This window comes from Arcobacter defluvii (assembly GCF_013201725.1).
GTDB lineage: Bacteria > Campylobacterota > Campylobacteria > Campylobacterales > Arcobacteraceae > Aliarcobacter > Aliarcobacter defluvii.
This window is the reverse complement of the sequence record NZ_CP053835.1, coordinates 2,544,731-2,560,140: the sequence shown is the minus strand read 5'-3', so window position 1 is coordinate 2,560,140 and position 15,410 is coordinate 2,544,731. Positions and strand designations below refer to the sequence as shown.

The 15,410-nt window shown below is 26.7% G+C and carries 11 protein-coding genes; 10 read left to right on the top strand and 1 reads right to left on the bottom strand.

Annotated features, from left to right (window positions below):
• Positions 1-84: 84 nt before the first annotated feature.
• Together ADFLV_RS12755 and ADFLV_RS12750 are read left to right on the top strand one after the other, a co-directional pair.
• A complete protein-coding gene (locus tag ADFLV_RS12755) occupies positions 85-1,959 on the top strand; it encodes a methyl-accepting chemotaxis protein (RefSeq protein ID WP_014475130.1) in 1,875 nt (624 codons plus the stop codon).
• 57 nt (positions 1,960-2,016) lie between these two features.
• Positions 2,017-2,832, top strand: coding sequence for a DUF2971 domain-containing protein (locus tag ADFLV_RS12750; RefSeq protein WP_129011648.1), 816 nt, complete (start codon positions 2,017-2,019; stop codon positions 2,830-2,832).
• Between the two features lie 2 nt (positions 2,833-2,834).
• Here the strand turns inward: ADFLV_RS12750 and ADFLV_RS12745 are convergent, their stop codons facing one another.
• A complete protein-coding gene (locus ADFLV_RS12745) occupies positions 2,835-3,983 on the bottom strand; it encodes an MFS transporter (RefSeq protein WP_129011649.1) in 1,149 nt (382 codons plus the stop codon).
• Positions 3,984-4,220: 237 nt separating this feature from the next.
• Between ADFLV_RS12745 and rpsL the strand changes: the two genes are divergently transcribed.
• The 8 genes from rpsL (at position 4,221) to ADFLV_RS12705 (ending at position 15,375) form a co-directional block, all read left to right on the top strand.
• Positions 4,221-4,604 carry a 30S ribosomal protein S12 gene (rpsL, locus tag ADFLV_RS12740; protein WP_014475127.1) on the top strand — a complete coding sequence of 128 codons (384 nt, stop codon included), beginning with the start codon at positions 4,221-4,223 and terminating at the stop codon, positions 4,602-4,604.
• Between the two features lie 16 nt (positions 4,605-4,620).
• Positions 4,621-5,088 carry a 30S ribosomal protein S7 gene (gene rpsG, locus ADFLV_RS12735; protein WP_014475126.1) on the top strand — a complete coding sequence of 156 codons (468 nt, stop codon included), beginning with the start codon at positions 4,621-4,623 and terminating at the stop codon, positions 5,086-5,088.
• A gap of 9 nt (positions 5,089-5,097) precedes the next feature.
• A complete protein-coding gene (gene fusA / locus ADFLV_RS12730; protein WP_129011650.1) occupies positions 5,098-7,203 on the top strand; it encodes an elongation factor G in 2,106 nt (701 codons plus the stop codon).
• Between the two features lie 137 nt (positions 7,204-7,340).
• A complete protein-coding gene (locus ADFLV_RS12725; protein ID WP_129011651.1) occupies positions 7,341-8,207 on the top strand; it encodes an NAD(+)/NADH kinase in 867 nt (288 codons plus the stop codon).
• A gap of 3 nt (positions 8,208-8,210) precedes the next feature.
• On the top strand, positions 8,211-9,740 hold the full coding sequence (locus ADFLV_RS12720; RefSeq protein ID WP_129011652.1) for an AAA family ATPase: 1,530 nt from the start codon (positions 8,211-8,213) through the stop codon (positions 9,738-9,740).
• Between the two features lie 66 nt (positions 9,741-9,806).
• Positions 9,807-12,680, top strand: a complete 2,874-nt coding sequence (locus ADFLV_RS12715) for a cache domain-containing protein (RefSeq protein WP_129011653.1) — start codon at positions 9,807-9,809, stop codon at positions 12,678-12,680.
• 133 nt (positions 12,681-12,813) lie between these two features.
• Positions 12,814-14,100 (top strand): peptidase U32 family protein, encoded by a 1,287-nt coding sequence (locus ADFLV_RS12710; RefSeq protein WP_014475121.1) that lies wholly within the window; start codon positions 12,814-12,816, stop codon positions 14,098-14,100.
• Between the two features lie 15 nt (positions 14,101-14,115).
• Complete coding sequence (locus ADFLV_RS12705) at positions 14,116-15,375, top strand: hypothetical protein (protein WP_129011654.1); 1,260 nt, start codon at positions 14,116-14,118, stop codon at positions 15,373-15,375.
• Positions 15,376-15,410 lie beyond the last annotated feature (35 nt).

Here is a 15,410-nt window from a genome sequence, read left to right as displayed (position 1 = left end):
AGGCTTTAGATTTTCCAAAAAAATAGACTAATCTCTGCTTTTTTTAGAAAATTAAGCATAAAATCTAATTAAATAGGATTGATTATGTTTGGTATAAAAAATATGAAAATTGGTAAAAAAATCTTAATTGGCCCTTCAATCGCAATACTTTTTTTAATCGTTCTAGCAATATTTTCAAATAGTGCATTAAAATCAGATAAAGTGACATTAAAAAATATAGTTGATGTAAAATTTGAACTTTATAAATCTAGTAGCAAATTATTAAGTGATATAAATTTATATAATTCAGTTTTATATAAAATATTTAGTTATGCTACTGACAAATATGAACAATCGTTAATTGATGAACAAATAGCTATTTTAAATAATCTAAAATCTAAAATTGAAAAAGATATGGATAGATTTTTAAAAGAAGAGTATTTAACAACTGATGACAAAAAAAGTATAGAAGATGTAAATAAAGAATTAGTTGAATATAACTTAACAGTTCGTGATGCAATAGATATGCTAAGTGTTGATTTAGGAATGGCAACACCAATGTTATCTGTTGCTGATGAAGTTTTTTTGATAATAAATGAAAAATTAAATGCAATAAATAAAACAGCAGATGAACAAAATAAATTAAGTTATATAAATGCTCTAAATAAAATAGATTCAACTTTATATACTTTGTATACGTTGATTATTATAGTGTTAATTGTAGTATTTTTTTCAACAGTTGCAATAACAAATTCTATAAAAAAACCTTTAGAAAAATTTAATGACGGATTAATAGAGTTTTTTAAATATCTAAATCAAGAGATAAAAGAATCAAAACTTATAGAAATTGATTCAAAAGATGAATTAGGTCTGATGGCAAATGAAGTAAATAAAAATATATTATTTACAAACAAATCTATTGAAAAAGATAGAACTTTAGTTGATAGTGCAATAAAATGTGCAAATGAAGCAAAAAAAGGTTTATTAAATACAAGAATTGAAGGAGAAACTAATAATTCTTCTTTAAATGAATTAAAAAATGTAATAAATGAAATGTTAAGCGCCATTGAAAACAATATTAAAAATGCAATGAAAGTTTTGTCTTTATATACAAATTATGATTATAGAGAAAAAATTAATATTTCTGGTTTAGAAGGTGATTTAAAAGCATTATGTAATGACGTAAATAATTTAGGATTTGCTATTACATCTATGTTAGTTGAGAATAAAAATATAGGTTTATTGTTATCTTCAAATGCTGAAAGATTATCAAAAAATGTTGAAAATCTTACAACATCAGCAAATTCACAAGCAGCGTCATTGGAACAAACAGCTGCTGCAATCGAAGAAATTACTTCAAATATGCAAAATAGTTCACAAAATATTATAAAAATGACTTCATATGCAAATGAAGTTTCAAGCTCAGTTGCAATAGGGCAAGAATTAGCTTCAAAAACAGCTTTATCAATGGATGAAATAAATGCGCAAACGCAAGCAATTGCTGACTCAATTATTATAATTGACCAAATAGCATTTCAAACAAATATTTTATCTTTAAATGCAGCAGTTGAAGCAGCAACTGCTGGAGAAGCTGGAAAAGGTTTTGCAGTTGTAGCACAAGAAGTAAGAAATCTTGCAAGTAGAAGTGCAGAAGCTGCTAAAGAGATAAAAGAGTTAGTAGAAAATGCAACTAATAAAGCCAATGAAGGTAAAGTTATTTCAAGTGAGATGATAAAAGGTTATGAAAAATTAAACACAAATATTCATAATACCTTATCTTTGATAAATGAAGTTTCATCTTCTTCAAAAGAACAATTTACAGCAATGGAACAGATAAATGATACAGTTAATAATTTAGATCAAGTTACTCAAAAAAATGCAACATCAGCAGATGAAGCAAATAAAGTAGCACGTGAAGTAAATGAAATAGCTGAAAAAGTTGTATTAAATACAAATGAAAAAGAATTTGAGGGCAAATAACTTTATTTTTATTTGCTAAATAATTTATTGTATAATATTTCCCATAGGAGAATTATTATGGGAAATATTATGTATCACTATTGTAATGTAGATGCTTTTAAAGCAATAATTCAAAATAAGACTTTATGGTTAAGCTCTGTTTATAACTTAAATGATTACAAAGAAATTCATTGGATAAAAGAAAAAGTTTTAAAAAAAATTCAAGAATCTACAAATAAAAACAGTTATGAAAAATTCCACACTTTTTTAAAGATTTATGAAAAAAAACAACCAAATGTTTATATAGCTTCATTTTCTCAAGGAGAAGATTTATTAAGTCAATGGAGAGCTTATGCAAATGATGGTTATGGTGTAGCTATTGGTTTTAATAGTTCCTATTTTAAAGAAAATAATTTAATTAAAACTTCTAAAGTTTTATATGATGAAAAAGTTCAAGAAAGAGAAATAAAAAAGATTCTAACACCCCTTTTTGAATGTGAAAATAAATTCAATTTTAATTCTTCAAAATTTGAAAATTTCTGTGAAAAAATTATAGATGAATTAAATTATTTATCAGCAAAATCAAAGAATGAACTTTTTATAGAAGAACAAGAAGTAAGAGTAATTCATAATCCGATAATTATTGAGGATAAAAAAACAAAAAGATTTATTTTTAAGAAAAATATCTCACCTATGATGTTTAGAGCTGTTTGTGGAAATTTAATACCTTATTTTGAGTTGAAATTTACTAATTTTAATGAAGAAAATGAACCAATATTAGAAATTGTAAAAGGACCAAAAAGTAAAATTATTGACCAAGAAATAAAAATCTTTTTAGCAAATAATGGTTTTTATAATGTAAAAATAAAGAGTTCAAAATCATCATATAGATGATTTTAAATTTTCTCATATTTTTTATAAAAGCTTATACATAATATCGCTCCTAAGAAAGCCATTCCTGCACCTACAAGAGAAGGATAATTAAATGTAAGTCCAAAAAATAATGGAATCCCTCCAAAAAAAGCACCTAATGAATTTGCAACATTAAAAGCAGCTTGTATAAATGCAGCAGCTAGCATTTCGGAATGTTTTGCACTTTTTAACATAACCATATTTATTGGTGTTCCAATAGACATAGCTAATGTTCCGCAAATAAATGTAAGAATAATAGAAATAATTTTGTTGTCTGATAATAAAAATACTAATATTAATGATATAACCATAAGTGATAGAAGAGTGATTGCTGCAATTGCAGGATTTTTTTTATCAGCTAAATATCCACCTAAAATATTTCCTACCACCATTCCTGCACCAGCAACTATCATTAAGTATGAAACATCAGCTGCATTAAATCCTGATATATGAATCAAAAGAGGGGCAATATAACTAAACCAGGCAAAAAGACCACCAAATCCAATAGCAACTATTGTTAAGATATGCCAAGCTTTTATAGTTTTAAAAAACTCTAGTTCTTCTTTGAATGTAACAGTTTTTAAAGGTTTTAATTTAGGTAACCAAATATATAAAAATATAATAGTTAACAATCCAAGTAATGAAACTACTCCAAAAGCATATCTCCAATGAAGATTATGCCCAATAAATGTAACAAATGGAACCATAATTAAAATAGCAATTGTAAGTCCAGTAAACATTGAAGATATTGCTTGAGCTTCTTTTCCCTTAATAGCTAATTTTGTAGCAACAACAGTTCCAACACCAAAAAATGCTCCATGGGGAAGACCTGCAAAAAATCTTGACATTAAAAGAGTATTATAATCAGGTGCAATAATTGAAAAGGCATTGAATATTGTAAATAGTATCATTAAAGAAATTAATATATATTTTGGAGGAAATTTTGCACTAAGAGCTACTAAAATTGGAGCTCCAATTACAACCCCAAAAGCATAAGCTGAAATAAGATGTCCCGCAACAGGGATAGAAACATCAATAGAACTAGCAACATCCGGTAATAATCCCATAATAATAAATTCAGTTGTCCCAATAGCTAGTCCACCTAAGGCCAAAGGAAATAATTGTTTAGTCATAAATGTTAACCTTTTTATTTTTTTGAATTTTAGTGAAAAAATATAACTACAACCTTAATGTTAGAATAATTTAATGTAAGATATTTTTAATATAATTTTAAGTATAATCCTGAACTTTTTTAGAAAACTCTACCAAGTTTCCTAGAATCGGAGTATCGTTTCAACTAAATGTTGATTTGCACGAGAAGCTTGAGTAAAGCTTATAATTACTCAAACCAATTTATATAAAGGAAAGAAATGCCTACAATCAATCAGCTTGTAAGAAATGAGCGAAAAAAGGTGATTAAAAAATCTAAATCACCAGCACTTAAAGAGTGTCCACAAAGAAGAGGAGTATGTACAAGAGTATATACAACAACTCCAAAAAAACCTAACTCGGCTTTAAGAAAAGTTGCAAAAGTTAGATTAACAACAGGTTTTGAAGTTATTTCATACATCGGTGGAGAAGGTCACAACTTACAAGAACACTCAATTGTTTTAGTAAGAGGAGGAAGGGTAAAAGATTTACCTGGGGTTAAATATCACATCGTTAGAGGTGCTTTAGATACTGCTGGTGTTGCAAACAGAACTGTTGCAAGATCTAAATATGGTACTAAAAGACCTAAAGCCGGTAAAAAATAAGTAGAAGGATAAGAAAATGAGAAGAAGAAAAGCTCCAGTTAGAGAAATAATGGCTGATCCTATCTACAATAGTAAAGTGATCACAAAATTTGTTAATGCAATTATGTTAGATGGTAAAAAATCAACTGCTGAAAAAATTTTATACGGTGCAATCGCAAACTTAGATGCGAGAGGTGAAGAAAAAGGTTTTGATTTATTCGAAAGAGCAATTGAAAACGTTAAACCACTTTTAGAAGTAAGATCAAGAAGAGTTGGTGGAGCTACATATCAAGTTCCTGTTGAAGTTAGAGCTGTAAGAAGACAAACTTTAGCATTAAGATGGTTAGTAGAATATGCTAGAAAGAGAAATGAAAGAACTATGGTAGAAAGATTAGCTAATGAGTTATTCGAAGCTGCTAATGAAAGAGGTTCATCTTTCAAGAAGAAAGAAGATATGCATAGAATGGCAGAAGCTAATAAAGCATTTGCACACTACAGATGGTAGGAATTATAAATGGCTAGAAAAACACCACTTAACAGAGTTAGAAATATTGGTATTGCTGCTCACATTGATGCAGGAAAAACAACAACTACTGAAAGAATTTTATTCTATACAGGTGTATCTCATAAAATTGGTGAAGTTCATGAAGGTGCTGCAACAATGGACTGGATGGAACAAGAGCAAGAAAGAGGTATCACAATTACTTCTGCTGCTACAACTTGTCATTGGACACACCCAAAAACTAAAGAGCAATTACAAATAAATATCATTGACACTCCAGGACACGTTGACTTTACAATTGAAGTTGAAAGATCTATGAGGGTTCTTGATGGTGCTGTTGCAGTATTTTGTTCAGTTGGTGGAGTTCAACCACAATCTGAAACAGTTTGGAGACAAGCAAATAAATATGGAGTTCCAAGAATTATTTATGTAAATAAAATGGATAGAACAGGTGCAAATTTCTTTAATGTTGAAAAACAAGTTGCAGAAAGATTAAAAGCAAATCCAGTTCCAATTCAAATTCCAATTGGTGCAGAAGAAAATTTTAAAGGTGTTATTGATTTAGTACAAATGAAAGCAATCGTTTGGGATGATGATGCTGCAATGGGTTCTAACTATCACATTGAAGAAATCCCAGCTAATTTATTAGAACAAGCAGAAGAGTATAGAGAAAAAATGGTTGAAGCAGCAGCTGAATCATCAGAAACTTTAATGGAAAAATATCTTGAAGGTGAAGCTTTAACAGAAGAAGAAATAACAGCTGGTTTAAAAGCTAGATGTTTAGCTATGGAAATTACTCCTATGGTTTGTGGAACTTCATTTAAAAATAAAGGTGTTCAAACTTTACTTGATGCTGTTGCAATGTATTTACCAGCTCCAACAGAAGTTGCAGATATTAATGGTGAAACACAAGATGGTGAAGCTGTTATTGTTCCTTCAAGTGATAATGGTGAAGTTGCAGCATTAGCATTTAAAATTATGACTGACCCATTTGTTGGACAATTAACATTTACAAGAGTTTATAGAGGTGTTTTAGAATCTGGAACATATGTATATAACTCTACAAAAATGAAAAAAGAAAGAATCGGAAGATTACTTAAAATGCATGCTAATAACAGAGAAGAAATTAAAGAGCTTTATGCTGGAGAAATTGGAGCTGTTGTTGGTTTAAAATATACAATTACTGGAGATACACTAGCAAGTGAAAAAGATCCTGTAATTTTAGAAAGAATGGAATTCCCTGAGCCTGTTATTTCTGTTGCAGTTGAGCCAAAAACAAAAGCTGATCAAGAAAAAATGGGTATTGCATTAGGAAAACTTGCTGAAGAAGATCCATCATTTAGAGTAAATACTGATGAAGAATCAGGTCAAACTATTATTTCAGGAATGGGTGAGTTACACTTAGAAATTCTTGTAGATAGAATGAAAAGAGAATTTAAAGTTGAAGCAGAAGTTGGTGCTCCTCAAGTTGCTTACAGAGAAACAATTAGAAACACTGTAAACCAAGAGTATAAATATGCAAAACAATCTGGTGGTAAAGGTCAATACGGTCACGTATTCTTAAAAATTAATCCACTATCTGGTTCAGAAGAAAACTTTAAATTCAATAATGAAATTAAAGGTGGAGTTATTCCTAAAGAGTATATTCCAGCTGTTGAAAAAGGTTGTGCTGAAGCAATGCAAGGTGGTATCTTAGCTGGTTACCCAATGGTTGATATTGAAGTTACACTTTATGATGGTTCATATCATGATGTTGACTCATCTGAAATGGCATTTAAATTAGCTGCTTCAATGGGATTCAAACAAGCTTGTAGAAGTGCTGCAGCTGGTGCAGTTATTCTTGAGCCAATCATGAAAGTTGAAATTGAAACTCCTGAAGATTATATGGGAGATGTTATTGGGGATTGTAATAAAAGAAGAGGACAAGTTCAATCTATGGATGATAGAGCTGGTATCAAACTGGTTACTGCAATGATTCCATTATCTGAAATGTTTGGTTATTCTACTGATTTAAGATCTATGTCTCAAGGTAGAGCAACATATTCAATGATTTTCGATAACTATTCAGAAGTTCCAAGAAATGTATCTGAAGAAATTATCAAAAAAAGAAATGGTTAATATTTAACTTTCTTTTTATAAAAAGGACATGCATTTTGCATGTCCTTTTTTTTTGATTAAATTTATTTAAGTTATTTATATTTATTTAGCTAAAATAAATAAAAAATGATTTAAATAAATTATAAAATGAGTTGATTTTGAGAATTGAAAAAAATTTTGAAGTATTAAATGATATAAAAAATGCTGGAATTATATTAAAACCATCAAGCCCCGAATTGAGAAATATTTATTTAAAAATTAAAGAATTATTTGAAGCTTCAAATATAAAAATTTTACTTGAAGATAACTCTGCAAAGATGATAGATTTAGAAGGCTATCCATTAGAAGAATTATGCCAGAAAGTAGATTTTTTAATTTCAGTTGGAGGAGATGGAACATTACTTTCAGTTGTAAGAAAGTCTTTTAAATATGATAAACCAGTTCTTGGAATAAATCTTGGTACTTTAGGATTTTTAACTGATATATCAATGGAGCAATTACCTAAGTTTATAAATGATTTAAAAAATGGGATATATAAAATTGATAACAGAATGATGGTTGAAGGTAGCGTAAATTTAAATAAATTTGTGGCTTTTAATGATATTGTAATTTCAAGAAAATCAATTTCATCAATGATAAAAATTAAAGGTAAAATAGATGGAAAATCTTTCAATACTTATTATGGTGATGGAGTAATTATATCAACACCAACAGGCTCAACAGCTTATAATTTATCTGTTGGAGGACCAATAGTTTATCCTTTAACTGAAGCTTTTATTGTAACTCCTGTTGCTCCTCATTCACTAACTCAAAGACCTTTAGTTATGCCAGCAGATTTTGAAATAGAGTTTAAAATTATTGATAATCAAGGGGCTGTAGTAATTGTAGATGGGCAAGATATTTATGAAATTGAACAAAATCAATCAATAAAAATAAATATTGCAAATAAAAAAGCAAAAATGTTACATAGAATACAAAGAAATTATTTTGAAGTTTTAAATGAAAAATTGAGATGGGGAAATTAAAAATTGATTACAAGAGTTTATTTAAAAGATTGTTTATCATTTGATGAAGTTGATTTAGAATTTAAGTCAGGATTGAATATTTTTACAGGACCAAGTGGTGCTGGAAAATCTATTTTAATGCAATCTATTCTTTCTTTATTTGCCTTAAGTGAAGTCAGAGCCAATATTGGTGAAGTAATTTTAACAAATTCAAAAATAAGTGATGAAGTTTATGATATTTCTTTTGAAGATGAAATTATTATAAAAAGTATAAAAAAAGATAAAGTTAGATATTTTTTGAATAATCAAACTATATCAAAAAAAAATCTTTTTGATTTTTCTACAAAACTTATAAAACATCTCAATTTAAAAGACACATCTGAATTTGACAGTTCTAAATTGATTGTTTTTTTAGATAAATTAACTTCAAAAAATAAAAAAGAGTTTATAAAATTAAAAGAAGATTTCGATTGCTTATATAAAGAGTTAGTTGAAGTAAAAAAAGAGTTAGAAAAAATTGAAGAAGACGAAAAAAGATTAGAAGATTTAAAAGAATTTGCAAAGTTTGAGATTGACAAAATAGAGCAAATAAATCCTAATGTAGATGAATATGAAGAATTAAATTTATTGAAGAAAAGATTAGCCAAAAAAGAGAAGATTGAAATTGCAATAAAAAAAGCATCAAGTATTTTTGAATCAACTTATAATGTGACAAATGCATTAGAATTAATGGAAATAGATTCTAGTTTTTTTGATGAAACAATGAATGAATTAAATAATATTTTTGAAAAATTTAACGATTCTTTACATGAATTAGAAGATACAAATATAGAGAATGTTTTAGATAGAATAGAGAAATTATCATCATTACAAAAAAGATTTGGTTCAATAGAAGAGTGCTTGAAATATAAAAAAGAAAAAAAACAAGAATTAGAATCATATGAAAATATTTTCTTTCAAAAAGAAAAACTAGAAAATAGATATAATGAGTTGAAAATAAAAATAGATGAATATTCTTTAATTATTTCAAAATATAGAAAAGAAACAACTCTAATTTTAGAAGAAAAAATCAATGAATATTTAAAATTTTTATATTTAAGCAATGCAAAAATAATTTTACAAAAAAAATATTTAGACTCATCAGGAATAGATGAAGTTGTATTTGAATTAAATGGTGTTTCTTTAGAAACAATTAGTTCTGGGGAATATAATAGATTAAGACTTGCTCTTTTAACAAGTATTAGTGAATATGATATCGTAGACAATGGAATTTTGTTTTTAGATGAAATAGATGCAAACCTAAGTGGAAAAGAGAGTGACGCGATTGCAAGGGTTCTTATTAAATTAAGTAAATCATATCAAATATTTGCAATTTCTCACCAACCTCAATTGACTTCAAGTGCAAATCAACATTTTTTAGTTGATAAACATAATGGCAAATCATATGTTAAATTATTAGACGATAAAGAAAGAATAAGTGAGATAGCAAGAATGATTAGTGGTGAAAATGTAACCACTGAAGCACTTAAATTCGCAAAAAATTTATTAAAATAACTAAAAACTTGACATTTTAGCTCTACAATAGATATTATATATACAATATAAACTATGGAGAGTTGAATGTTTTCTAACATGTCTATAAAGGGTAAGATATTAATACTTTCTCTAATTACAATAATAGTTGTTTCTGTATCAATTACTATAGATTCTATCTATTCAATAAAAAAATTTTCAAAAGAAAATATTGAAAAATTTAAAAATGATGCTTATGCAAAAAAAGAGCTAGAATTAAAAAATTATGTTTCTCTTGCGGTTAAAACTGTTGATGCATATTATAGTAGAACTTCAGTTGATAAAATCAAGGTTGAAGTTCAAGAAGATTTAAAAACTCAAACAAATTTTTTATTTTCTATTTTAAATTCAGAATATGAAAAATTAAAAGGTTCTTTATCAGAAGATGCTTTGAAATATAGATTAAAAACTATTGTAGATGCAACAAGATATGGTAAAAATGGTTATTTTTGGATAAATGATACGGATTCAGTAATCATAACTCATCCTATAAATCCAGCTTTAAATAATAAAAATATGTATGACTATAAAGATAAAGCAGGAAAACAAATATTTAAAGAATTCTCAGATGTTGCTAAAAAACAAGGAGAAGGATTTGTTGATTATGTTTGGCCAAAACCTGGCTTTGATACTCCCCAATTAAAAGTTTCATTTGTGAAACTTTTTAAACCATATAATTGGGTAATTGGAACTGGAGAATATGTAGATGATGTAACTTCAAAAATGCAAGAAGAAGCATTAAAAACTATTTCTGAAATGAGATATGCAAATAATGATTATTTCTGGATAAATGATTCTTATCCAAAAATGATACATCATCCTAATACAAAATTAAATGGAACAGATTTATCAACTTATGTAGATGCAAAAGGAAAAAAACTTTTTGTTGAAATGGCAAAAATTTCTAATGAAAATAAAGCTGGTGGATTAGTAAAGTATTGGTGGGATAAACCAGGTAAGAAAGATGATCCAAAAGAAAAATTCTCTTATGTTCAAAGATTTGAACCTTGGGATTGGATTGTAGGAACAGGTGCTTATGTTGATGATATAGAAAATGAAGTTACTTTAATGGAAGAAAATACAAATTCACAAATTAATAATATTATTTTTGGAATGGCAATTTTTTCAATTATTGCAATAATAATAGTATATTTAATATATAACTATTTTGTTAGTCAAACTATTATTAAACCATTAGAAAATCTAAATGATGCAATTCTTAATATTTCAAAAGCTAACTCAACTGCTGATCATATAGAAAAAAAATCAGATGATGAAATTGGTAAATTAGTTGATAGTTTTAACGGTTATATTGGAAAGTTAAAATCTGGATATGAAGAAGATGCAAAAGTTATAGAAAATGTTGATGAAGTTATTGAAAAAGTAATAAATGGATTTTATGTATATAAAATAGAAAAAACTTCTTCAAATCCTCAAATACAGAAATTAAGGGATTCAATAAATTCTATGATAGATAGAACAAATCAAAATTTAGTTGGGTTAAATAATATTTTAATTGAATATGGAAATTCAAATTTCGCTATAGGAGATTCAAAAATTGATACAACAAAAGTTAGTGGTATTATTTCTTCATTGGCTGCAAGTACACAGTTAATAGGTGTAACAGTATCAGAATTTTTATCAATGATTGTAACAAGTGGTAGAAAATTAAATGAAGATACAAATGTATTATCAAGTGCAGCAGGAAAACTTTCAGCTTCTGCAAATGAACAAGCAGCATCTTTAGAAGAAACAGCAGCAGCTGTTGAAGAAATTACTTCAATTGTAAAATCAAGTGTACAAAAAGTACATCAAATGTCAAATTTAGCAACAGAATTACAACTTTCTTCAAAAGAGGGTGAATTACTAGCTTCAAAAACAAATAAAGCTATGGATGACATTGATGAGCAAGTAAAATCTATTAATGAAGCAATAACTGTAATTGATCAAATTGCTTTTCAAACAAATATACTTTCATTAAATGCTGCTGTTGAAGCTGCAACTGCTGGAGAAGCAGGAAAAGGTTTTGCCGTTGTAGCACAAGAAGTAAGAAATCTTGCAAGTAGAAGTGCAGAAGCTGCAAAAGAGATTAAGAATATTGTTCAAATTGCAACTGCAAAAGCAAATGAAGGAAAATCAATTGCTAATGAAATGATAGGTGGATATTCAACACTAAACTCTAAAATCAATGAAACAATTACATTAATAGAAGATGTATCTCAAGGAAGTAAAGAAGAAGAAAAAGGAATAGTTCAAATTAATGATACTATTAATACATTAGATCAAGCAACACAAGTGAATGCAAATTCTGCTACCGTAATTAGCGGATTAGCAAATGAAGTTGCATCATTATCAGAGAATCTATTAAAAATAGCAGATAGAGCAAAATTTAAAGAAATGAGTAAAAAAGAGATTGAAGATATTGATTTAGTATTTAAAATTTCTAAATTAAAAAATGATCATATTAAATTCAAATTGACAAATTTTGATAAAGTAGGAAGTTCAAAAGTTGCTTGGAGCGTTACAAAAACTAATGAATGTGATTTAGGTAAATGGATGTTAGAACAAGAAAATGATGGTAAATCATTTACAAAAACTGATAATTGGAAAAATTTAAAATTAAATCATGATTTAGTACATAATAGCGTACAAGATTATATAAATGAAGATTGTAAATTAATAACAGATAAAAATCTTTTAAATGATTTATCTCAAAAGTTAGATAAAGCAACAGTAGAAGTATTTAAATCTCTTGACCAAATAAAAAAAGATAATAAAATTGAGGAAGTAATTATAAAAAAAGCTGATGAAAATTTAAATAAATCAGAAAAAATAAAAAAAACAGAATCTACTGATCACTTTTCTAAATCTACAGTAATTGCATCAACTACAAAAGATGATGATGAATGGGAAAGCTTTTAAAAGCTTTCCTTTTTTTATAAATCAAAAATTAATTAAGATTAAAAATATCCTATTTTAAAATATTTATCTAAAAATAGGTATAATATTGTATTTTAAAAGAAAATATAATTATAAAAGTATTAAAAGGAATTTTATGAATAACCAAAAAGTAGAGTTACTTTCACCTGCAGGTAATTTAGAGAAATTAAAAATTGCTATAAAATATGGAGCAGATGCCGTTTATGCAGGAGTTAGTCACTTTAGTTTAAGAATTAGAGCTGGGAAAGAATTTACATTTGAAACCTTCAAAGAAGGAATAGATTATGCTCATGCCAGAGGTAAAAAAGTATATGCAACAATTAATGGATTTCCATTTAACTCTCAAATAGATTTATTAAAAAAACATATTGCAACAATGGCCGCATTAAAACCAGATGGATTTATTGTAGCAGCTCCAGGTGTTGTTAAACTTTGCCGTGAAATAGCGCCTCAAATAGATATTCATTTATCAACACAAGCAAATGTTTTAAATTATTTAGATGCTCAAGTTTATTGGGATATGGGTGTAAAAAGAATTGTTGTTGCAAGAGAAATTTCATTAAAAGATGTTATTGAAATAAAAAAACATTTACCTGATATGGAAATAGAGATTTTTGTTCATGGTTCAATGTGTTTTGCTTATAGTGGAAGATGTTTGGTAAGTGCTGTTCAAATGGGAAGAGTTCCAAATAGAGGAAGTTGTGCAAATGATTGTAGATTTGAATATACTTTATATGCAGCAAATGAAGACCATAGTACTTTATTTAGATTAGAAGAAGAGCCAGGTGTTGGAACATATATTTTTAATTCAAAAGATATGAATTTAGCTTCACATCTAAAAGAGATTTTAGATAGTGGTGCAGTTGATTCTTTAAAAATAGAAGGAAGAACAAAATCTCCATATTATGCAGCAGTTACTGCAAAAGCTTATAGAGAAGCAATTGATGATTACTATGCTGGTAAATTTGAACCTGAAAAATACCAAAAAGAGTTACATACTACAAAAAATCGAGGCTTTACAGATGCTTATTTAATTCATAGACCATTTGAAAAAACAGATTCGCAAAATCATGCATATGCTTTAAGTAAAGGTTCATATGAAGTAACTGGACTTGTAACAGAAGATGAAGAACATTTCTTATGTAAATATAAAGTGTATCCAAATGAAGATATTGAAATCTTTACTCCAATGGGTGAAGAGTTAGTTGAGTGTGAAAATGAAATTGGAAAAATTTTCAAAAAAGATGGGATATATTATATTAATTTTAAAAAAATATTAACTGAAACAAATAAAGAATTAGAATCTGTTCATAGTGGAAATATTAATAAAATTAAACTTCCTGGACGACTTCCTTATCTTACAATGTTTAGAGTTGAAAATATTGACGAAACAATAGAATAAAAGTTCTTTTTTATAATGATTTTTTTTAGAGTAACTCAAAATATTAATATAAAAACTACTGATGGAACAATGGTTTATTACTATAAACTTAAATCTCCATCAGAATATGAAAATGAAACTATTTATATAACAACATATGATGATTTTAATGATATAAAAGGAATCTTTTCAAGAGTTGACAAAACAAAATATTTTGCAAAAACTTTAAATGAAAGTAATATTAGAAATATCCCAAACTTCCCTATTGAATTAGGAATTTCTAATATTGATGAATATAAAAAAAGAGAAGAATTAAATCAAATAGATTTTTTTGAATACAAAAAAGTAGATATTTATAAACAATTAAAGAATATAAAAAAAGATGAAATTTCAATTGTATTAATTGGTGGAGTTGGAAATAGTATTAGTGAAGTTATAGCTTCATGTACAGCTTTAAGAATTTTACATAAGAAATTAAAAGATATATACAAAGAAATTAAATTTGATATTTATATCAATGCTTCAAATAATAGCTATTATAGTCGAGATAAAGATATTTATAAAACACAAGATTATATAACTAATATTCTTCCTTTAAGTATTAATTCAAAAAAAATTTGTGAATATGATTATTTCATAGATAATAGCTTAAGTATAAATGGTCTTTTAGATAATTTAAATATTGTAGATGCTTGGCTTTTTAGATTTGGAATAGACTATAAAAAAATAAACGAGTTTGAAAAATATAATATATTAGATATAAGTAAATATAAACCATTAAATTCATTATATTTGAAAATAAAAGAGGCAAAACAAAAAGGTAAATTATTACTTTTTCATCCTTATTCTGCAAATATAAATAAATCAATTCCTCAGGCAATTGCAATAGAATTATTGAAAGAATTATTATTAAAAGTTGAAGATTATATAATAATTTCAACTTTACAAATAGATTCAAAAATCAAAGAAGATAATTATATAGATTTATCAAAAGAATCAAAATCAATAAATGATTTTATGTATATAGTTTCCTTAATGGATAAAATCATTACTACTGATACTTCAACTTATCACATAAGCGATGCTTTTATGATTCCCACAGTTGTTATTTTTACAGATAAAAAATTTGAAAATAAAATAAAGTATTATAAATATATAAAACCAATTTTTTTGAAAGATAAAACGAAAAATTTATCAAAATTCATATATGAAAATGAAAATTTAACAATTAATAAACTAGATGCTTGGAAAAAAGTTAAACTAAATAAGATTATAAAACTATTAGAAATTTTTTGATATAATCTTGAACTTTTAAAAATAAAAAGGAAGAA